General features: G+C 65.6%; 20 protein-coding genes. 14 read left to right on the forward strand and 6 right to left on the reverse strand.

The window, feature by feature from the left end; all coding sequences use genetic code 11:
- The first annotated feature begins 132 nt into the window (after positions 1 to 132).
- The gene (locus A5650_RS06715) at positions 133 to 1,425 is read left to right on the forward strand and encodes a PE-PPE domain-containing protein (RefSeq protein WP_231992556.1); all 1,293 of its coding nucleotides are present in this window, start codon (positions 133 to 135) and stop codon (positions 1,423 to 1,425) included.
- A 57-nt stretch (positions 1,426 to 1,482) separates the two neighbouring features.
- Here the strand turns inward: A5650_RS06715 and A5650_RS06720 are convergent, their stop codons facing one another.
- The gene (locus A5650_RS06720; RefSeq protein ID WP_067288462.1) at positions 1,483 to 1,938 is read right to left on the reverse strand and encodes a nitroreductase family deazaflavin-dependent oxidoreductase; all 456 of its coding nucleotides are present in this window, start codon (positions 1,936 to 1,938) and stop codon (positions 1,483 to 1,485) included.
- A gap of 23 nt (positions 1,939 to 1,961) precedes the next feature.
- Between A5650_RS06720 and A5650_RS06725 the strand changes: the two genes are divergently transcribed.
- The gene (locus A5650_RS06725; protein WP_067287873.1) at positions 1,962 to 2,342 is read left to right on the forward strand and encodes a DUF8021 domain-containing protein; all 381 of its coding nucleotides are present in this window, start codon (positions 1,962 to 1,964) and stop codon (positions 2,340 to 2,342) included.
- Between the two features lie 48 nt (positions 2,343 to 2,390).
- Here A5650_RS06725 and A5650_RS06730 read toward each other — a convergent pair whose 3' ends face one another.
- Positions 2,391 to 3,554, reverse strand: a complete 1,164-nt coding sequence (locus A5650_RS06730; protein ID WP_067287875.1) for a steroid 3-ketoacyl-CoA thiolase — start codon at positions 3,552 to 3,554, stop codon at positions 2,391 to 2,393.
- 129 nt (positions 3,555 to 3,683) lie between these two features.
- Here A5650_RS06730 and A5650_RS06735 point away from each other — a divergent pair, with 129 nt between their 5' ends.
- From A5650_RS06735 to A5650_RS06765, 7 genes are all read left to right on the forward strand, one after another.
- Positions 3,684 to 4,937, forward strand: coding sequence for a cytochrome P450 (locus A5650_RS06735; RefSeq protein ID WP_067287876.1), 1,254 nt, complete (start codon positions 3,684 to 3,686; stop codon positions 4,935 to 4,937).
- Between the two features lie 51 nt (positions 4,938 to 4,988).
- On the forward strand, positions 4,989 to 6,002 hold the full coding sequence (locus A5650_RS06740) for an acyl-CoA dehydrogenase family protein (RefSeq protein ID WP_067287877.1): 1,014 nt from the start codon (positions 4,989 to 4,991) through the stop codon (positions 6,000 to 6,002).
- Positions 5,987 to 7,150 carry an acyl-CoA dehydrogenase FadE29 gene (gene fadE29 / locus A5650_RS06745; protein WP_067287879.1) on the forward strand — a complete coding sequence of 388 codons (1,164 nt, stop codon included), beginning with the start codon at positions 5,987 to 5,989 and terminating at the stop codon, positions 7,148 to 7,150. Before A5650_RS06740 ends, fadE29 begins: the two co-directional genes overlap by 16 nt.
- The gene (locus A5650_RS06750) at positions 7,147 to 8,127 is read left to right on the forward strand and encodes a bifunctional MaoC family dehydratase N-terminal/OB-fold nucleic acid binding domain-containing protein (RefSeq protein ID WP_067287882.1); all 981 of its coding nucleotides are present in this window, start codon (positions 7,147 to 7,149) and stop codon (positions 8,125 to 8,127) included. Before fadE29 ends, A5650_RS06750 begins: the two co-directional genes overlap by 4 nt.
- The gene (locus A5650_RS06755; RefSeq protein WP_067287884.1) at positions 8,124 to 8,528 is read left to right on the forward strand and encodes a MaoC family dehydratase; all 405 of its coding nucleotides are present in this window, start codon (positions 8,124 to 8,126) and stop codon (positions 8,526 to 8,528) included. Before A5650_RS06750 ends, A5650_RS06755 begins: the two co-directional genes overlap by 4 nt.
- Before the next feature lie 96 nt (positions 8,529 to 8,624).
- Positions 8,625 to 9,794, forward strand: a complete 1,170-nt coding sequence (ltp2, locus tag A5650_RS06760; RefSeq protein ID WP_067287886.1) for a 17-hydroxy-3-oxo-4-pregnene-20-carboxyl-CoA lyase — start codon at positions 8,625 to 8,627, stop codon at positions 9,792 to 9,794.
- Between the two features lie 42 nt (positions 9,795 to 9,836).
- Positions 9,837 to 10,544: a hypothetical protein gene (locus A5650_RS06765; RefSeq protein WP_156744030.1), complete on the forward strand. Its 708-nt coding sequence runs from the start codon at positions 9,837 to 9,839 to the stop codon at positions 10,542 to 10,544.
- A gap of 34 nt (positions 10,545 to 10,578) precedes the next feature.
- Here the strand turns inward: A5650_RS06765 and A5650_RS06770 are convergent, their stop codons facing one another.
- The 3 genes from A5650_RS06770 to kstD form a co-directional block, all read right to left on the reverse strand.
- A complete protein-coding gene (locus A5650_RS06770) occupies positions 10,579 to 11,475 on the reverse strand; it encodes an MPT63 family protein (protein WP_067287891.1) in 897 nt (298 codons plus the stop codon).
- Between the two features lie 295 nt (positions 11,476 to 11,770).
- Positions 11,771 to 12,634, reverse strand: coding sequence for an enoyl-CoA hydratase ChsH3 (gene chsH3, locus A5650_RS06775; RefSeq protein ID WP_067287895.1), 864 nt, complete (start codon positions 12,632 to 12,634; stop codon positions 11,771 to 11,773).
- A gap of 3 nt (positions 12,635 to 12,637) precedes the next feature.
- Positions 12,638 to 14,320 carry a 3-oxosteroid 1-dehydrogenase gene (gene kstD / locus A5650_RS06780; RefSeq protein ID WP_067288464.1) on the reverse strand — a complete coding sequence of 561 codons (1,683 nt, stop codon included), beginning with the start codon at positions 14,318 to 14,320 and terminating at the stop codon, positions 12,638 to 12,640.
- 73 nt (positions 14,321 to 14,393) lie between these two features.
- Between kstD and A5650_RS06785 the strand changes: the two genes are divergently transcribed.
- The 5 genes from A5650_RS06785 (at position 14,394) to A5650_RS06805 (ending at position 19,834) form a co-directional block, all read left to right on the forward strand.
- On the forward strand, positions 14,394 to 15,179 hold the full coding sequence (locus A5650_RS06785) for a 2-keto-4-pentenoate hydratase (RefSeq protein ID WP_067287898.1): 786 nt from the start codon (positions 14,394 to 14,396) through the stop codon (positions 15,177 to 15,179).
- A gap of 7 nt (positions 15,180 to 15,186) precedes the next feature.
- Positions 15,187 to 16,113: an acetaldehyde dehydrogenase (acetylating) gene (locus tag A5650_RS06790; RefSeq protein WP_067287899.1), complete on the forward strand. Its 927-nt coding sequence runs from the start codon at positions 15,187 to 15,189 to the stop codon at positions 16,111 to 16,113.
- Positions 16,114 to 16,190: 77 nt separating this feature from the next.
- Positions 16,191 to 17,201: a 4-hydroxy-2-oxovalerate aldolase gene (gene dmpG / locus A5650_RS06795; RefSeq protein ID WP_197501812.1), complete on the forward strand. Its 1,011-nt coding sequence runs from the start codon at positions 16,191 to 16,193 to the stop codon at positions 17,199 to 17,201.
- Positions 17,202 to 17,222: 21 nt separating this feature from the next.
- Positions 17,223 to 19,304: a RecQ family ATP-dependent DNA helicase gene (locus tag A5650_RS06800; RefSeq protein ID WP_067287903.1), complete on the forward strand. Its 2,082-nt coding sequence runs from the start codon at positions 17,223 to 17,225 to the stop codon at positions 19,302 to 19,304.
- Between the two features lie 119 nt (positions 19,305 to 19,423).
- The gene (locus A5650_RS06805; RefSeq protein WP_067287906.1) at positions 19,424 to 19,834 is read left to right on the forward strand and encodes a hemophore-related protein; all 411 of its coding nucleotides are present in this window, start codon (positions 19,424 to 19,426) and stop codon (positions 19,832 to 19,834) included.
- Positions 19,835 to 19,890: 56 nt separating this feature from the next.
- On the opposite strand, the gene A5650_RS06810 is transcribed toward A5650_RS06805, so the two are convergent.
- A complete protein-coding gene (locus tag A5650_RS06810) occupies positions 19,891 to 20,307 on the reverse strand; it encodes a hypothetical protein (RefSeq protein ID WP_067287913.1) in 417 nt (138 codons plus the stop codon).
- Positions 20,308 to 20,383 lie beyond the last annotated feature (76 nt).

Consider the following 20,383-nt stretch of genomic DNA (forward strand, 5'->3'; position numbering starts at 1 on the left):
CCACCCGTGTGGGTCTGAGTGGGGGAGGTTCGCGTGGCCGCGAAACATCGCAGATCTTCACGCGCGTCGGCGGTCGTCGCGCGGGTGCTGGGACCCGGAGGTCTGGCGGCCGCCGCGGTAGGAGTGACCTCAGTGTCGACGGCGTTGATGACCGGTACTACGACGGCCGTCGCGCCCGCAGTCGAGCTGGTCGCGTTGGTCACGCCGGCCAACTCGACATCGCAGATCTTCGCCGGCACGACGTACTACGGCACTGACTGGACGACGAAGTACGGCGAGCAGCATGTCGTGCCCTTCTTCTTGGGCCCGCAGGGGATCAAGAACGCCATCATCGAACACAGAACCGACCCGACGAAAACGGGCGTTGTGTCGTCCGGATGGGGTGCGGGGCAGACTGGCACCGCGCTCAGCCAGATGACGAAGCCGGAGAAGTCAAACGTCGCCTTCGTCATCCTCGACAACAACGCCAACCGGGCCGGCGGCGGCTTCTGGACGACCTACGCTCCATTCGCTCCACTGTTGGCGACATCGGCGGAACCCACGCCAAAAGATCTCGAGGTTCCTGCGCTTGATGTCGCATACGAGTACAACATCAACTCAAGTGCTCCGGTCGACCCGCTGAATCCGTTCGCTGTCGGGAACAGCCTCGCCGCGTATCTGTATGGCTATGGCGCGCAATCGAACACCGTGATTCCGGACGAGGTGATGAAGGACGCACAGGAGAGCGATTCCAACCCCGGGGAGCACTACGCTTACGTCGTTGATTCACAAGGCAATATCCTCAACAAGACAAAGCTGCCGGGTAGTAGAACCACGTACGTCACCGTCGAGTCGGAGGACCTGCCGCTGACCCGTCCGCTGCGGCTGCTCCCAGGTGGGGACATCGTGGCCGACGCAATCGATCCGACGGTGACCCAACTGGTCAACGCCGGCTACAACGACGGCAAAGGCTTGCCCGACCATCCCGCCATACCGAAAGATCCGACGGTGACGCGGCCGATGCAGCCAGGCTCGTCGCTCACCGCGTTGAGTGGAGTGCAGGTATCCACCCTGGACGGGCGGGACGAGGGCACGCCCACAACGGTCGAAAGCGGCAGGAAGACAGGCAACTTGGCGACCAATACCCTAGATGAAGCCGACCAACTTCTGGTTGTCGCGTCGCAATCTCGGTCGACGCCAACCAGCCCGTCCGTGTCAGGAAGCACGGTTCAGCGCAGTGGCCCGAACAAGTTCTCGCCGAAGTTGCCGGGGGCGGATCGCGCGTCGTCGAACGGTTCGTCGGCAATCGGTCGCAACGGCCTGAACGACTTTGCCGACAGGGTCAACGACACGGTCAACAGAGTGACGAGCCGCTTGACCGGCGCGAAGCCGAGTGCGTCGAACGACGCGAAGTCGAACGACACGCATTCCGACAGCGCGAAGTAAACGGCCTATCGGAGACGAGCCTGTCGTCAACGGTCGGTCACACAGCCTGCCGTCTGGTCAGGGTTCGCAGACCACCAATGGGATTCGGCGGTCGGTCCAGGACTGGTAATCCTCGTAGGTCGGGTACATCTCGACCAGTCGCGGCCAGTACTTCGCGCGCTCCTCCTCGGTGGCATCGCGGGCGACCAAGTCGAGCACCTCGCTCTTGATCTGCACCTCGACCCGCGGATCGGCCTTGATGTTGAGGTACCACATCGGGTGCTTGTCGCTGCCTCCCTTCGACGCGGCGACGATCACCTTGTCGCCGTCGCGGTGGAAGTAGAGCGGGCTCACTCGCGGTTGGCCGGACTTGCGTCCGGTGGTCGTCAGCAGGGCCACCGGGATGCCCTGGAATTCGCCGCCGAAACCTTCACCGTTGTTGCGGCGGTACAAAAAGGTGTTGATCTTCGACATCCACTTGATGAAGTGGTCCGAAGCCTTGGTGTCCATGAACAGGGGTCGCGACTTTGGCATGGCGATCATCCTATGCTCGGTCAATGGGCACAGTCTCTGACACCGATCGCATCGCGGCTGCGGAATCCTATATCGACGCGCTGGTCAGCCATCGGGCCGACGACGTCCCCTTCGCACCGGACTGCGTCAGGATCGAAAACGGCCTCAAGACGGGCTTTTCCGGTGCGCATCTGCGGCGCAGCCTGAATCGCGGACCACAGTTCCGGATCATCTCGGCGATCGTCGATCGTGAATTCACCGTCGACGGCGACGAGGTGCACGCCACGTTCACAGTCGTCACCAAGCCGAGAATCGCCGGGCGCCGCGTCGGCGCCCGCACCGAGGAGACGTTCCTCATTCCGTCGCACGACGGAAAGATCCACCACATTCACGCGCGGGTGCGGCCGGCACTGTTGCGCGACTGATTGCGCACAACGTGCCTCTGCGCCCGACGATTTCGGGCAGACGCGCGACTAGATGCGTTCGATGATCGTGCCGGTGGACAGCGCACCGCCGGCGCACATCGTGATCAGCGCGGTGCTCTTGTCCGTGCGCTCCAGCTCGTGCAGGGCGGTCGTGATGAGGCGGCTGCCGGTGCTACCGACCGGGTGTCCGAGCGCGATCGCGCCGCCGTTGACGTTGACGCGGTCCATGTCGGGTTCGTGCACCCGCGCCCACGACAGCACGACCGACGCGAAGGCCTCGTTGATCTCGACGATGTCGATGTCGCCCATCTTCATGCCGGCCTTTTCCAGCACCTTCGCCGTCGACTGAACCGGCCCGTCGAGGTGGTAGTAGGGCTCGGCGCCGACCAGTGCCTGGCTCACGATGCGGGCCCGCGGCCGCAATCCGTGGGCCTTGGCCACATCGCTGTCCATCCACAGCACCGCGGCCGCGCCGTCCGAGATCTGCGACGAAGTGCCCGCGGTGTGGATGCCGTCCTCGAGCACCGGCTTGAGCGCCGCCAAACCCTCGAGGGTGGTGTCGCGCAGGCCCTGATCGCGCGTCACGACGTGGCGCTCACTGGTCGGCTGCTTCTGCTCATCGAGCACGGGCGCCTCGATGCCGCTGATCTCGCGGTCGAACCGGCCCTCGGCCCACGCCTGCTTGGCCTTGAGCTGTGACTCGAAGCCGAACCGGTCGATCTCCTCGCGGGTGATCCCGCGCCGCTTGGCTATCCGTTCCGCGGCGGTGAACTGGTCGGGCAGGTCGATGTCCCACGACGACGGCCGCAGGATGCCGCGATCGGGGCCGGCGTTCGCGCCCAGGCCGACGCGGCTCATGGCCTCGATACCGCAGGCGATGCCGATGTCGATGGCACCCGCCGCGATCAGGCCGGCGACCAGCCCATTGGCCTGCTGGCCGCTGCCGCACTGGCAGTCGACGGTCACCGCTCCGACATGCTCGGGCAGCCCGGCCACCAGCCAGCTCACCCGGGTGATGTTGTTCGACTGCTCGCCGTACTGTGTGACGCAGCCTCCGATGACCTGTTCGACGTCTCCCGCGTCGATCCCGGCCTTCTCGACGAGAGCCTTCTGGGTGGCGCCGAGCAGCTCGGTGGCATGCAGGCCGGACAGCCAGCCGTTGCGCTTTCCGATGGGGCTACGGGTGGCTTCAACGATGACAGGGTTACCCATTCCGTCAGGCTAGAACACGTTTCATTACTCTGACAAGCGGCGTTGATGACCTGCCTTTTATCTGCGCAGAAGGCATGTTTTACTGAGACTAGAACATGTTGCAATAACTGTTGCGGAGGAGCTTCCCCCATGCCTTGCCCGAATATCCCGGCCGACTTCGACTTCCTCGACGCGAGCCTGAACCTCGAGCGCCTGCCCGTCGAGGAACTCGCCGAGTTGCGCAAGTCCGAGCCGATCCACTGGGTCGACGTGCCAGGCGGCACGGGCGGCTTCGGCGACAAGGGTTACTGGTTGGTGACCAAGCACGCGGACGTCAAGGAGGTCTCGAAGCGCAACGAGGTCTTCGGCAGCTCACCCGACGGCGCAATCCCGGTTTGGCCCCAGGACATGACGCGTGACGCCATCGACGTGCAGAAGGCCGTGCTGCTGAACATGGACGCGCCGCAGCACACCCGACTGCGCAAGATCATCTCGCGTGGTTTCACCCCCCGCGCCGTCGGCCGACTCGAGGACGAACTGCGCTCCCGTGCCCAGAAGATCGCCGAAACCGCCGCGGCCGAAGGATCCGGCGACTTCGTCGAGCAGGTGTCATGCGAACTGCCGCTGCAGGCCATCGCGGAACTGCTCGGCGTCCCGCAGGACGACCGGGACAAGATCTTCCGCTGGTCGAACGAGATGACCGCCGGGGAGGATCCCGAGTACGCGCACATCGACCCCGCGCAATCCTCGGTCGAACTGATCACTTACGCGATGGCGATGGCGGCCGACCGCGCCAAGAACCCGACCGAGGACATCGTCACCAAGCTGATCGAAGCCGACATCGACGGGGAGAAGCTCTCCGATGACGAGTTCGGCTTCTTCGTGGTGATGCTCGCGGTGGCCGGCAATGAGACCACGCGTAACTCGATCACGCACGGCATGATCGCGTTCTCGCAGAACCCCGACCAGTGGGAGCTGTACAAGAAGGAGCGTCCCGAGACCGCCGCCGATGAGATCGTCCGCTGGGCCACGCCGGTGTCGGCGTTTCAGCGCACCGCTCTGGAGGACGTCGAACTGGGCGGCGTGAAGATCAAGAAGGGCCAGCGAGTGGTGATGTCCTACCGCTCAGCCAACTTCGACGAAGAGGTCTTCGAGAATCCGCACCAGTTCGACATCACGCGCAACCCGAATCCCCACGTCGGGTTCGGTGGTACCGGCGCCCACTACTGCATCGGTGCGAACCTCGCGAAGATGACGATCAACCTGATCTTCAACGCCGTCGCCGACCACATGCCCGAGCTCAAACCGATCGGCGAGCCCGAGCGGCTCAAGTCGGGCTGGCTCAACGGCATCAAGCACTGGCAGGTGGATTACACCGGAAAGTGCCCGGTGGCTCACAGCTGACGACGTAAGTTGTAGCGACTGCGAAAATTCCCGGTATCAAGGAGGATTCGGGTGGACTTCAGTCCAGACGAAGGGCAGCAGGCTGTCGCCGATGTGGTGACCTCGGTGCTGACCCGCGACAACAGCTGGGACGCACTGGTTTCCGGTGGTGTGACGGCGCTGGCCGTTCCAGAACGTCTCGGCGGTGACGGCGTCGGGCTCCCAGAGGTGGCGACGGCCCTCACCGAGATCGGCAGGCACGGGACGGTCAGCCCCGCGTTGGCCACCCTCGGTTTGGGGCTGCTGCCGCTGCTCGAGGCGGCTACTGACGAGCAGCAGGACCGTTATCTGGCTGGGGTCGCGAAGGGCACGGTCCTCTCGGCCGCGCTCAATGAGCCAGGGGCGCCACTGCCCGATCGGCCCGCGGTGACGTTCACCGACGGTCGGCTCAACGGAACAAAGGTCGCTGTTCCTTATGCGGAACAAGCGGATTGGCTCGTCGTCACGGCCGACAGCGCTGTCGCTGTGGTCTCACCGAAAGCGAGCGGCGTGGTGGTCACCAAGTCGCCGACCTCCAACCACGGTGACGAGTACTCGGTGACGTTCACCGACGTCGCCGTCGACGGCACGCTCGACGGTGTGCAGGCCCGCCGCGTCAACCAGCTGGCCCTTGCCGCCATCGGCGCCTTCGCGGCCGGCCTGGTCGCGGGAGCACTGCGGCTCACCGCCGACTACGTGGCCAACCGGGAGCAGTTCGGCAAGCCGCTTTCGACGTTCCAGACCGTCGCCGCACAGCTGGCCGAGGTCTACATCGCCTCGCGCACGCTGACATTGGCGTCGAACTCGGTGACCTGGCGACTCGCGGAGGGCCGGGACGCCGACGACGACATCGACATCCTCGGCTACTGGCTCGCCTCGCAGGCGCCCCCGGTGATGCAGCTCTGCCATCACATGCACGGCGGCATGGGTATGGACATCACCTATCCGATGGACCGCTACTACTCCTCGATCAAGGACCTCGCCCGCCTGGTCGGCGGTCCGTCACACCGGCTCGACTTGGTGGGAGCACAATGTTCATCGATCTGACGCCCGAACAGAAGCAGCTGCAGGCCGAACTGCGCGAGTACTTCTCCAATCTCATCTCGCCCGAAGAGGCCAAGGAGATGGAAAAAGACCGCCACGGCAAGGCGTATCGCGCGGTCATCAAGCGGATGGGCTCGGACGGGAAGCTTGGCGTCGGCTGGCCGAAGGAGTTCGGGGGCCTCGGTTTCGGGCCGATCGAGCAGTCGATCTTCGTCAACGAGGCACAGCGGGCGGATGTGCCGCTGCCCGCCGTCACGCTGCAGACGGTCGGTCCGACGCTGCAGCAGTACGGCACCGAGGAGCAGAAGAAGAAGTTCCTTCCTGCGATACTCGCCGGTGAGGTCCACTTCGCGATCGGCTATACCGAGCCAGAGGCAGGCACCGACCTGGCGTCGCTGCGCACCACCGCGGTTCGCCAGGGCGACGAGTACATCATCAACGGGCAGAAGGTGTTCACCACCGGCGGGCACGATGCGGATTACATCTGGCTGGCGTGCCGCACGGACCCGGAAGCGGTGAAGCACAAGGGCATTTCGATCCTCATCGTCGACACCAAGGATCCCGGATACTCGTGGACGCCGATGATCCTGTCCGATGGAGCCCACCACACCAACGCGACGTACTACAACGACGTCCGGGTTCCCGCGGACATGCTCGTCGGCGAAGAAAACGGTGGGTGGAAGCTGATCACCACTCAGTTGAACAACGAGCGCGTGATGTTGGGGCCCGCCGGCCGGTTCGCCAGCCTGTACGACCACGTGCACGCGTGGGCGTCGAAACCCGGTGGCAACGGCGATATTCCGCTTGACCACGACGACGTCAAGCGATCGCTCGGCGAATTGAAGGCGATGTGGCGGATCAACGAACTGCTCAACTGGCAGGTCGCCGCGGCGGGCGAGACCATCGACGTCGCCGACGCCGCCGCCACCAAGGTGTTCGGCACCGAGCGGATCCAGTATGCCGGGCGCCTCGCCGAGGAGATCGTGGGCAAGTACGGTGACCCGGCCGAACCCGAGACCGCCGAGTTGCTGGAATGGCTTGATTCGCAGACCAAACGAAATCTGGTGATCACGTTCGGTGGAGGTGTCAACGAGGTGATGCGGGAGATGATCGCGGCCGCGGGTCTGAAGGTTCCGAGAGTTCCGCGGTGAGCGCAGCCGAGGACATCAAGGCCGCCGCCGAACGGGTCAAAGCGGAGGGTAAGAGCAAGCCGCGGGTCGGCCGGCACCCTGTCAACCAGCCGATGATCGACCACTGGCTCGACGCGATGGGCGACAATAATCCCATCTACGTCGACGACGACGCCGCGCGCGCCGCAGGACATCCCGGCGCCGTCGCGCCACCGGCGATGATTCAGGTGTGGACGATGATGGGCCTCGGCGGGGTGCGCCCCGACGACGACCCGCTCGGCAAGATCATCGACCTGTTCGACGAGGCCGGCTACATCGGTGTGGTGGCGACCAACTGCGAGCAGACCTACCACCGGTATCTCCGTGCGGGCGAAGAAGTCAGCGTCACCGCGGAGCTGACCGACGTCGTGGGTCCGAAGAACACCGCGCTCGGCGAGGGTTTCTTCATCACGCAGAAGATCACGTGGACAGTCGGTGACGACGTAGAAGAGCCGGTCGCCGAGATGATGTGGCGCATCATGAAGTTCAAGCCTGCGGAGCAGGACGCCGGCGCTGCGGTTCCCGATGATCTGGACGCGAACATGATGATGCGGCCGGCATCCTCGCGCGACACCAAGTTCTTCTGGGACGGCGTCAACGCCCACGAGTTGCGCATTCAGAAGCGTGGCGACGGCACGCTGGTGCATCCTCCGGTACCGGCGCTCTGGCAGGACAAGGACCAGCCCACGGATTACGTCGTCGCCAGCGGTAAGGGCACCGTCTTCAGCTTTGTGGTGCACCACGCGCCGAAGGTGCCCGGCCGGACTCTGCCGTTCGTCATCGCGCTCGTCGAGCTCGAAGAAGGCGTACGTATGCTCGGACAGCTCCGCAACGTCGACCCGGCCGCGGTGAAGATCGGGATGCCGGTCCGCGCAACGTATATCGACTTTCCCGAGGGAGACTCCGGCCCGGCGTGGACGCTCTACGCGTGGGAACCCGCAGAGGAGGCCGCGGCATGAGCGCACCCGTCGTCCAGGTAGGAACTAAACTGCCCGAACTCGCCCTCTACGGCGACCCGACCTTCATCGTGTCGACGGCCATCGCCACCCGCGACTATCAGGACGTCCATCACGACAGGGACAAGGCGCAGGCCAAGGGCTCGAAGGACATCTTCGTCAACATCCTCACCGACACCGGCCTGGTGCAGCGCTATATCACCGACTGGGCCGGACCGACCGCGATCATCAAGTCGATCTCGCTGCGCTTGGGCGTGCCCTGGTACGCCTACGACACGGTGACGTTCTCCGGTGAGGTCACCGCCGTGGATGACGGGCTGATCACGCTGAAGATCGTGGGCAGCAACAGCCTCGGCGACCACGTGATCGCCTCTGCCACACTCGTTATCGGAGGGAATGCCTGATGCCGCGAAGGCGACCGGGAGTGAGGATCGCAGTGAGGAACGTGGGGCCACGCCCGAAGGGCAGGGGACGAGGACCGGAACGACGGGCAGCCGAGCATGAGTAGGGGTGCACTGTCCGGAAAGGCGGCGATCGTCGGCATCGGCGCCACCGACTTCTCGAAGAACTCCGGCCGCAGCGAACTTCGGCTCGCGTCCGAAGCGGTGCTGGATGCGCTCGACGATGCGGGTCTGACGCCCGCAGATGTCGACGGCATGGTCACCTTCACGATGGACTCCAACACCGAGGTCGCAATTGCGCGGGCTACGGGCATCGGAGAGTTGAAGTTCTTCTCGAAAATCCACCATGGAGGCGGCGCGGCCTGCGCGACCATTCAGCAGGCGGCGATCGCCGTAGCGACCGGTGTCGCGGATTGCGTTGTGGCATACCGGGCGTTCAACGAGAGATCTGGTGTGCGGTTCGGCCAGGTGCAGATGCGGCTGGTCGAGAACGCCGACTCGACCGGCGTCGACAACTCCTTCTCCTATCCGCACGGTTTGTCCACTCCCGCCGCTCAGGTTGCGATGATCGCCCGGCGGTATATGCACCAATCCGGCGCGACCAGCCGAGATTTCGGCATGATCTCAGTCGCGGACCGCAAACACGCCGCGAAGAACCCCAAGGCCTACTTCTACGAGAAGCCCATCACCATCGAGGATCACCAGAATTCGCGGTGGATCGCCGAGCCGTTGCGGCTACTGGACTGCTGCCAGGAGACCGATGGCGGCGTGGCGTTGGTCGTCACTTCCGCCGAGCGAGCCAAGGACCTCAAGCACCGCCCGGCGATCATCGAGGCGGCCTCGCAGGGCTCCAGCCCGGACCAGTACTCGATGACGAGCTACTACCGACCGGAGCTGGGACTGCCCGAGATGGGTCTCGTCGGGCGGCAGTTGTGGGAACAGTCAGGATTGAAGCCCGAAGACATCCAGACCGCGATCCTCTACGACCACTTCACGCCGTTCACGCTGATCCAATTGGAAGAACTCGGATTCTGCGACAAGGGTGACGCCAAGGACTTCATCAAGGACGGCGCCATCGAGGTCGGCGGCCGGTTGCCTGTCAACACCCACGGTGGGCAGCTGGGCGAGGCGTACATCCACGGCATGAACGGAATCGCCGAGGGTGTACGCCAACTGCGCGGGACGTCGGTCAATCCGGTGCCGGACGTCGAGCACGTTCTGGTCACCGCGGGCACGGGTGTTCCCACGTCCGGGCTGATCCTCGGCTGACGACCCCCGTCCGGGTCAATTCCGCCTACTACGCTTCAGTGGATGAGTTCATCGACCCCACCTGAGTCGGAGGACCCTTACCCCGCCGAGGCCGAATGGCAACGTCGGTTCGATGCACCGCTGACGGTGACTCCGCGCCAGGTACAGCCGAGATCACCGGTGAAGACGGTGGCCATCGTCGCCGCGGTCATCGGCATCGTCGCCGTCCTCGCGGGTCTGATCCTCTGGTTGGCGCGGCCGTCCCGGGACGATGCCCAACGGGCGACTTCCACGGAACCAACGACGGCCAGCGCACCTGTGGCCACAGCGACGACGACAACCAGTGCCGAAGACGACGAGCGGCTGCTGCGACAGCTGCCGAAGGGCTACCCCAACGGTGTGTGCGAAACGACGCCGGCGCCTGAAGGCGTTCTGTCACAGGTGAATTGCGGCAAGAACGTCGATCCCGACGGCCCGGGATCGGCGACGTTTCGTCTCGTCGCCGACCGGGCGTCACTGGAGAAGGCATTCAACGACACGATCGGGGCTTCGGTGCGTGTCGACTGCCCGGGCAAGATCCAGTCACCGGGGCCATGGCGGCGCAACGCTACTCCGGACAGGGTCAGCGGACAGCTCTACTGCGGATTTCTGAACGGTCAACCGACCGTGGTCTGGACCGATGAGGAAAAGAAGACGGTCAGCGCCGTCCGAGCTGGGCCGACAGGCCCGACCTTTCCACAGCTTTACGCGTGGTGGTCATCGCACTCGTGACGACGCTGACCGTGTGACTTCTTAGAAAATCCGGTTACGGGGTCGGCACCGGGGTGTAGGTGGTCGGGGTCTGCACCTGATCACCGGCGGGCAACGGGGTGCCCTGGCTGCCGGCAGGTTGTGGCGCACCCTCGCTGGTGCCGGCCGGGGCAGGCGCGCCCTGCGCGGGCTGCTGCGCCGGGGTGCCCTGCGCGGGCTGCTGCGCCGGGGTGCCTTCAGCCGGCTCGACCGGGGTGCCCTGGCTTCCCTCCGGAAGTGGTGTGCCCTGGCTGCCCTCGGCGAGCGGCGTGGCCTGGGTGCCCTCCGGCGCCTCGGTGCTCGTTGCGGCGGGAGCGGCGGTCGTGCCCTCAGGGGCCTCGGTGACCGCGGCTTCGGCAGCGGCCGGCGTGTTGTCCGTGCCGTATGAGGTCGACGGCGAGGACGTGCTGGAGTTGGATGCCGACTGGGTCCACACCAGCAGGTCCTGTCCGCCGGCGTTGTAGACCACGCTGTCGGGGGAGGCGCCGGTCACGTCGAAGTACACCTTGCCCGACGTCTCCTGGCCCTGGGCCAAGGTCGAGGGGTTCACGCCCTGCGCAGTGGCCACCTCGAACAACGCGCGGTACGCCTGACCGTCGGCGGTCCGGGCGTTCAGGTTCGACACGATCGGCGTCGCCGACCCCTGGAGGGCTTGATCCGTTGCGGTGGCTTCCCACAGCGTGCCGCGCACGGGGTAGGGGATGACGTCACTGCTGGGCTTGAGGTTGGTGATAGTCCAACCCTGGACCACGGCGCCGTCCACCAGCTTGCCCTGGCTGCCGAGCGCCTGGGTCTGCACAGTCGGCCCTGTGGGCGTCGCCTCGGGCTCGGGCTGGGCGGAAACAATTGGTGCTGCAATGAATCCCGCCGTCGCGGTTGCTGCTAACATGCTGCTGATCTTGGTGATCTTCATGATGTGCTCCTGACTCGTCCGACAATTGGGATGGTCACCGCAGAAAACTATCAGGCTGTGAATTGTTTGTGTAATCCGCTTCGGTTGGAGCAGTTGGTAATACGACTCAAACTAATCGACGGCAGCAATACTGCTTTCGTCCACGAAAGGGCAATAGCACCGTATTTAGCCCCGTTTCCACCATGCCGGCAAACGTCTTAATTACGCATCGGCACCACGGCAACCTAATCGGAAAAATTGTCTCCACCCTGGTGCAAAAGGTGCTGCACCTGGGGCACACGCGTGAATGCGGCGGCTAGGCGGGTATCAACTCCACGCCGGCGAGCGCCACCGCGTCATCACGCTCGGGTGCGGTCACGGTGGCGACGAAGCCGTCGCCTTCCTTCCATACGCTGGCCTTGAGCGTCTCTCCGGGGAACACCACGCCGGCGAAGCGGGCACCGTAGCTGCCCACCCGCGCGGTATCGCCGTCGAGCAGGGTGTCGACCATCGCCTTGCACGTCATGCCGTATGTGCACAACCCGTGCAGGATCGGACGCGGAAATCCCGCCGCCGCAGCGAAGTCGGGGTCGGAGTGCAGCGGATTTCGGTCGCCGCACATCCGGTACAGCAGCGCCTGCTGGGGCGACGTGGGAATCGCGATCTCGAAGTCCGGCGCGCGCCGTGTGTGGTCCGAGGCGGAGGAAGACGGCCCCCGCTCACCACCGAAACCGCCTTCACCGCGCGCGAATATCGAGCGCTTCTGGGTCCACAACGGCGTGCCGTCGGGCGACGTCACCGTGGTCTCCGACCAGATGACCGCGGCCTTGCCCTTGTCCCAGATATCGGTGAACCGCGTGACGGCGATTCCGGTGCCCGCCGGCGGGATCGGTCCCGGTACCGACACCGCTTCGCTGGCGTGCAGCACCTTCGAGAGCTCAATGTCGATGCCGGGGAACTTCACCGTCGGCGGCTCGGTCATGTGGAAGCTCTGCGCGACGTTGCCGAATGTCGGTAGCACCTGCGGGGTTTCGTCGGTCAGGTACCGCAGCTCGCGCTTGTCCATCGGGTCGGCACCAGCGCCCAGCCCGAGGTGGTAGAGCTGGATATCGCTGCTGGTCCAGGAGAACTCGGCGGCGGGGAGTTCGGCGCCGAGCGCCTCGTCGAGGTTGATGGGCATGCGTTAACTCTTTCCGGCGATGTGTCGTGCTGCAAGATAACCGAAGGTCATCGCCGGGCCGATGGTCCCGCCCGGCCCGGGGTAGGTGTGCCCCATGACCGGCGCACTGACATTTCCCGCGGCATAAAGGCCCTCGATCACCGAACCATCGTCGCGCAGGGCGCGACCGTACACGTCGGTGACGACGCCGCCCTTGGTGCCCAGATCGCCGGGCACCATCTTGGCCGCGTAGTACGGCGGGTGGCTGATCTCGCCGAGGTTGGGATTGGGCTTGTTGGTCGGATCGCCGTAGTACCGGTCGTAGGCGCTCTCACCACGCTTGAAGTCTTCGTCGACGCCGGAGCGCGCGAAGCCGTTGAAGCGCTCGACCGTGGCCTTGAACGCATCCACCGGCAGGCCGGTCTTCTCGGCCAGTTCCTCCAGCGTGGCGGCCGTGACGATCACGCCCGACTCCAGCCACTTCTTCGGAATCCGCTGTCCGGGTTGCAATCCGGCGAAGATGTAGCGGTCGCGGTACTGCTGATCGAACACCAGCCAGGCGGGAATGTTCTCGCCGGGACCCGGGCCCTGCCCGTATTGGCCGCCGTACATGTGATGGCAGGCCTCGACGTAGGGCATGGACTCGTTCATGAACCGCTTGCCCGCCATGTTGACGATGATCGAACCCGGCGAGTTGCGCTCCGACAGTGCGAACCACGGCGCACCGACCAGCGGTACGGTCGGACCCCACCAGGCGTCCTCCATGACATCGAGTGTGGCGCCGAGCTTCTCGGCGGCGATGATGCCGTCGCCGGTGTTGGCCTTGGCACCCACCGTCCACTCGGTGGTGATCGGCGCGCGCTGGTACTTCACCCGCATCTGCTCGTTGTGCTCGAACCCGCCCGAGCCGAGGATCACGCCGCGCCGGGCCCGGATCAGCTCCGGCTCACCGGATTCCGGTGCGCTGGTGTCGCGTACGTATATCCCGCGGACGACACCGTCTTCGACGTAGAGATCGGTCAGCGCCGTGTTCAGCCGCACAGGAACTCCCGCATCGCGGAGCCCGATGCGCAACGGCGCGATCAGCGCGCGGCCCATGCCGACCAGGTTCTTGCCGGTCGCCTTGGCCCACATCGTGCGCGCGCCCACCTTCAGGCTGCGCAGCACGCCGCGTGGGTGGCGTTTGAGCTGGTTGAGTCGCACGTAATCCTGCTGCATGACAACGACGTTCAATGGGACCTTGCCGTAGGGCGGCTCCAGGCCCGGGAGATCGGCCCCGAGCTTCTTCGCGTCGAACGGCTTGGGCTCCACCGAGCGTCCCGTCGGCTTGCCGCCCGGCGTCTCGGGGTAGTAATCGGAATAACCCGGCACCCAGCACAGCTTGAGCGGTGAATGCTCGAGCACGAAGGACAGCATCTCGGGCCCGCGGTCGAGATAGGTGTCGATCTTCTCGGCGGGCACAACGTCGCCGATGATGTTGTGCAGGTAGGTACGGGCGGCTTCGGGAGTGTCTTTGACGCCGGCGCGCTCGAGGACCTCGTTGTTCGGGATCCACACGCCACCGCCTGACCGCGCAGTGGAACCACCGTAGTGCGGAGCCTTCTCGACGACTACTGTGGAAAGTCCCTGGTGGGCCGCGGTCAGCGCGGCGACCATACCGGCTGCGCCGCTGCCCACCACCACGACGTCGTACTCCTGACCAGTCATGTAGAACACGTTATAGAATTGCCCGGCCGACCCACAACCGCGCCGGTCAACAGGACAAGGGGACTTCATAAGGATGCTCAGTGATCAGTTGCGGCAGAAGCTCGCCGCCGATCTCGCCCAGGCCGAGCGCAGTAAGGTTCCCATCCCGCCGCTCACCGATGGGCATCCCGACATCGACGTGGTCGATGCCTACGAGATCCAGCTGATCAACATCCGGCAGCGCGTCGCGGAAGGCGCCAAGGTCATCGGCCACAAGGTCGGGCTCTCGTCGAAAGCCATGCAGCAGATGATGAACGTCGACGAACCCGATTACGGGCACCTGCTCGACGACATGGGCGTCCACGAGGACACCCCGGTCAAGTCCGCCGACTACCTCTATCCCCGCGTCGAGGTGGAGGTTGGATTCATCCTCGCCGATGATCTGCCCGGCGCCGGATGCACGGAGGACGACGTTCTGGCGGCGACGGCCGCGTTCGCGCCCGCGATCGAGTTGATCGACACCCGAATCACGGATTGGAAGATCAAACTCTGCGACACCATCGCCGACAACGCATCCTCGGCGGGCTGGGTGCTCGGCGAGAACCGGGTGTCGCCGAAGGACATCGACATCACCGCGATCGACGCCGTGCTGACGCGCAATGGCGAGGTGGTGGCGAAGGGCCGCAGCGACGCGGTGCTGGGTAATCCGGTGACCGCGGTGGCGTGGCTGGCGCGCAAGGTCGACAGTTTCGGTGTCCGACTCAAAGCGGGTGACATCGTGTTGCCCGGCTCGTGCACCAAGGCGTTCGACGCCACCCCCGGCGCCGATTACGTCGCAGACTTCGCCGGGCTGGGCTCGGTACACCTGAGTTTCGAATAGGAGCGTTATGCCTAAGACAAGCGTCGCAATCGTCGGATCGGGCAACATCAGCACCGATCTGCTGTACAAACTGCTGCGCTCGGAGTGGTTGGAGCCGCGGTGGATGATCGGCATCGACCCCGAGAGCGAGGGGCTGGCCCGCGCCCGCAAGCTCGGGTTGGAGACCTCGCACGAAGGTGTCGACTGGCTGCTGGCGCAGAGCGAGAAGCCAGACATGGTCTTCGAGGCCACCAGCGCCTACGTGCACCGTGACGCGGCGCCGAAGTACGCCGAGGCCGGCATCCGCGCGATCGACCTGACGCCCGCGGCCGTCGGTCCCGGCGTGATCCCGCCGGCCAACCTGCGTGAGCACCTCGACGCGCCCAACGTCAACATGGTCACCTGCGGCGGGCAGGCGACCATCCCGATCGTGTACGCGGTCAGCCGCGCGGTGGAGGTGCCCTACGCCGAGATCGTCGCATCGGTGTCGTCGGCCTCGGCGGGTCCGGGGACCCGCGCCAACATCGACGAGTTCACCAAGACCACGAGCAATGGCGTCGAGGTGATCGGCGGCGCCCAGCGGGGCAAGGCGATCATCATCCTCAATCCCGCCGAGCCGCCGATGATCATGCGCGACACCATCTTCTGCGCGATCCCCGAAGACGCAGACCACGAAGCCATCACCCAGTCCATCCGTGACGTCGTCGCCGAGGTGCAGACCTACGTGCCCGGTTACCGGCTGCTCAACGACCCGCAGTTCGACGAACCGTCGGTGGTCAACGGCGGCAACCACGTCGTCACCACGTTCATCGAAGTGGAGGGTGCGGGCGACTACCTGCCGCCCTACGCTGGAAATCTGGACATCATGACCGCGGCGGCGGCCAAGGTGGGCGAGGAGATTGCCAAGGAAAAGGCTGGGGCATCCCTCGCCTCATCAAAGGGAGGCCAAGCATGAGCGTCAGTGAGAAGCGCAGCGGATCGCGCATCAGCGCAGCCGACGAGATCTACTTCAATCCCATCTGGGACGTCCGGATGACGGACACCTCGCTGCGCGACGGCAGTCACCACAAACGTCACCAGTTCACCAAGGAGGAAGTGCACGCGATCGTCGCTGCACTCGACGCCGCCGGCGTTCCGGTCATCGAGGTCACCCACGGCGACGGTCTCGGCGGGTCGAGCTTCAACTACGGCTTCTCCAAGACTCCGGAACAGGAACTGATCAAGCTGGCCGCCGAGACGGCCAAGGAGTCCAAGATCGCCTTCCTGATGCTGCCCGGCGTCGGCACCAAGGAGGACATCAAGGAGGCGCAGAACAACGGCGGGTCGATCTGCCGCGTCGCGACGCACTGCACCGAGGCCGACGTGTCGATCCAGCACTTCGGGCTGGCCCGCGAGCTCGGGCTGGAAACCGTCGGCTTCCTAATGATGAGCCACACGATTCCGCCGGAGAAGCTGGCGAAGCAGGCGCGGATCATGGCCGATGCCGGCTGTCAGTGCGTCTACGTCGTCGACTCCGCGGGTGCGCTGGTACTCGAGGGCGTCCGTGACCGCGTTGCGGCGCTGGTGGCCGAGCTGGGTGACGACGCGCAGGTCGGCTTCCACGGACACGAGAACCTCGGGCTCGGCGTCGCGAACTCGATCGAGGCCGTGCGTGCGGGCGCCAAGCAGATCGACGGCTCATGCCGGCGGTTCGGCGCGGGCGCCGGCAACGCGCCGGTGGAGGCGCTGATCGGCGTGTTCGACAAGATCGGCGTCAAGACCGGCATCGACTTCTTCGACATCGCCGACGCGGCCGAAGAGGTCGTGGCACCGGCGATGCCCGCCGAGTGCCTGCTGGACCGCAACGCGTTGATCATGGGCTACTCGGGCGTGTACTCGAGCTTCCTCAAGCACGCGATCCGCCAGTCCGAGCGCTACGGCGTGCCCGCGCACCAGCTATTGCACCGCGCGGGCCAGCGCAAGCTCATCGGCGGCCAGGAGGATCAGCTGATCGACATCGCGCTGGAGATCAAGCGCGAACAAGAGGCGGCCGCCGCCAAATAGCCCACGTTCGGCGTTGATTGGATGACGACTCGCGACGACGCCCAGTCGATACTCGAACAGTTGGCCGGACCGCAGGCCGTACTGCGCGACGACCAGTGGTCCGCGATCGAGGAGTTGGTGGTACACCGTCGGCGCGCACTGGTCGTGCAGCGCACCGGGTGGGGTAAGTCCGCGGTCTACTTCATCGCCGCCAAACTGCTGCGCACCGTCGGGCACGGCCCGACGGTGATCGTCTCACCGCTCTTGGCACTCATGCGAAATCAGGTGGTCGCCGCGGACCGGGCCGGTGTGCACGCCGCGACCATCAACTCCAGCAATGTCGCCGAGTGGGATGACATCCACGCACGCGTGCGTAGCGGCGAACTCGACGTGCTGCTTGTGAGCCCGGAACGCTTGAACAATCCTGACTTTCGCGATGCGGTGCTGCCCGCGCTGGCGCACGACGCCGGATTGGTGGTGGTGGACGAGGCGCACTGCGTATCCGATTGGGGGCACGACTTTCGGCCCGATTACCGCCGAATCCGCACGCTGATCGCCGAACTGGGCGCCGACATCCCGGTGCTCGCGACGACCGCGACCGCCAACGACCGTGTGGTCGACGACGTCGCTGCGCAGCTGGGCGTCGGCGGCGGCGACACCCTGGTGCTGCGCGGCGGACTGGACCGCGAATCGCTGAGGCTGTCGGTGGTTAAGGCCGGCAACCCGGCGCAACGCGCGGCTTGGCTTGCGGCACATCTGGATTCGCTACCCGGCTCCGGGATCGTGTACACGCTGACCGTCGCGCAGGCCCACGACATCGCCGCGTTGCTGCGTGAGCGGGACCATCCGGTCGCGGCCTACACGGGTTCGACCGAGGCCGCCGAACGCGAACAACTCGAGGCCGACCTGCTGGCCAACCGGGTGAAGGCCCTGATCGCCACGTCAGCACTCGGCATGGGTTTCGACAAGCCCGACCTGGGTTTCGTCGTACATCTCGGCGCACCCTCATCGCCGATCGCCTACTACCAGCAGGTCGGCCGCGCGGGCCGGTCGACGGCCAGCGCAGAGGTGATCCTGCTGCCCGGCCGCGAGGACCAAGACGTCTGGCGCTACTTCTCTTCGGTGGCGTTCCCATCGGAAGCGATGGTGCGCAACGTGATTCGAGCGCTGGACCCGGACCGCCCGCAATCGACGGCCGCTTTGGAGCCGCTCGTCGATCTGAATCGCACGCGGCTGGAGATGGTGCTCAAGGTGCTCGACGTCGACGGTGCGGTGCGCCGGGTCAAGGGCGGCTGGGTCGGAACGGGTCAGGAGTGGCTTTACGACGAGGTGCGCTATCGCAAGCTCGACGAAGCGCGTAGGCGTGAGCAGCAGGCGATGCTCGATTATCAGGAGACCGACCGCTGCCGCATGGCGTTTCTGCGCGCCCAGCTGGACGACCCCGAGCTCACGGAGGGCGAACGCTGCGGTCGCTGCGACAACTGCGCGGGGGCGCGCTACGAGCCCGTCGTCGACGCCGCTGCCGTTGAGGACACCCGAACCCGGCTGATGCGGCCCGGCGTCGAAATCACGCCGCGTAAGCAGTGGCCGACCGGGCTGGGTGCCCTCGGGATGGATCTCAAGGGCAAGATCGCCGACGGTCCGGAACCCGGCCGGGCCATCGGCCGGCTGACCGATCTCGGTTGGGGTGCCCGGCTGCGCCGGCTGCTGGACGAACCGGACGCGGAGGTGCCCGACGACGTCGTGCAGGCGGCCGTGCGGGTGCTGGCGGCGTGGGATTGGGACAGCCGCCCGACCGCCGTGATGGCGCTGGACTCTGACAGACATCCGCTGTTGATCACCTCGCTGGCCCGCGAGCTCGCCCGTCTCGGCCGTCTCGCCGATCTCGGTGTTTTGCGGTACACGCCGGAGCGCAGGCCGGTGACCGCGGCGAACTCGGCGTATCGCGTCGCCGCACTACAGCGCGCGTGGGACGCCCCCGACCCAGCCGGTCTGACCGGTGGTCCCGTGTTGCTGGTCGATGACGTGACCGACACCGGATGGACACTGACCATCGCGTCCCGGCTGCTCAGAGCGGTGGGCGCACCGGCCGTGCTCCCGTTTGCCCTGGCCAGCGCAAGCTAAACACCCCGGCGCCGCCCTAGCCCCAAAACGCCGTCTGTACAGCGGTTGTTTAGCTCGCCCCCGACGCCGGTTACGCAACGGGGAGCGGCCAACGGGTCGCAGACCGAAGGAGTGATTCGATGAAGATGTCCGCAACGACCGTTCGACGCGGCCTGTACGGCATGTTTGCAGGCGGTCTGCTCGCATTCGGGTCCGCCGCGATCGTCACACCGGTCGTGAACGCCCAGCCTGGCCCCGCGCCGACGCAGGACACCACCTGCAGCGTGAGCGCGATCGCCAACACCTCGAGCACGGTGTCGGCCTCGACCAGCACTTACCTCGCCTCGAACCCCGAGGCGAATGAGGCGCTGACCGAGATCGCAGCAAAGCCGCAGGACCAGGCCAAGCAGGACTTCCGCGCGTATTTCGAGAAGAACCCGCGGGTTGAGTCCGAGCTGAAGGCGATCAACCAGCCGGTCACCGAGATCTCGAGCCAATGCGGTGTCGAGGTGACACCGACGCCGATCTCCCAGGCTCTGACTGACGCATAACCAAGAGCGACTTGTGGCGCCGGCGATTGCCGGCGCCACAAGCGTGTTCGGGTCCGCTACGGCGTGTAAAGGACGGGACCGCCGGGGCCGATCGGTACCACCTCGAATGTGCCACCGCCGGTGCGCTCGGGATTCTGGCCGGGATCAGCCGTTCCCACGCTCGGCGCCTGGACCACTTCACCCGGGCTCTTCGGCGCGGTCTGGGCCGTGGCGGGCGGCGCCTCGCAGTGGGCTCCGTTCGCATCGCTCGACCAGACCCCGCCGGACATGTCGCAGCAGAATCTCAATTCCTCGCTAGCTTGCTTATCGTCGATCTGCTTGCTCTTGATCCTGTCCTGTATGGCCTTCGTGCACGTGTCGTACGCACCGATGTCCCACTCGTCCTTGGCTTGGGACACCGCGGTGGGGACTAGCGCGCCGATCGCGACGGCGATCGCGGCGGGGCCGAACACCCACAACGAATACTTCTTCATTTCGGTTCTCCTTCAGTCGATCACTTGCTCATCGGCTGATTCCCCCGCGAATGCAGTGATGAGATGACGGGATCAC

This window comes from Mycobacterium sp. 1164985.4 (genome assembly GCF_001668575.1).
In the GTDB taxonomy this organism is placed as follows: Bacteria; Actinomycetota; Actinomycetes; order Mycobacteriales; family Mycobacteriaceae; genus Mycobacterium.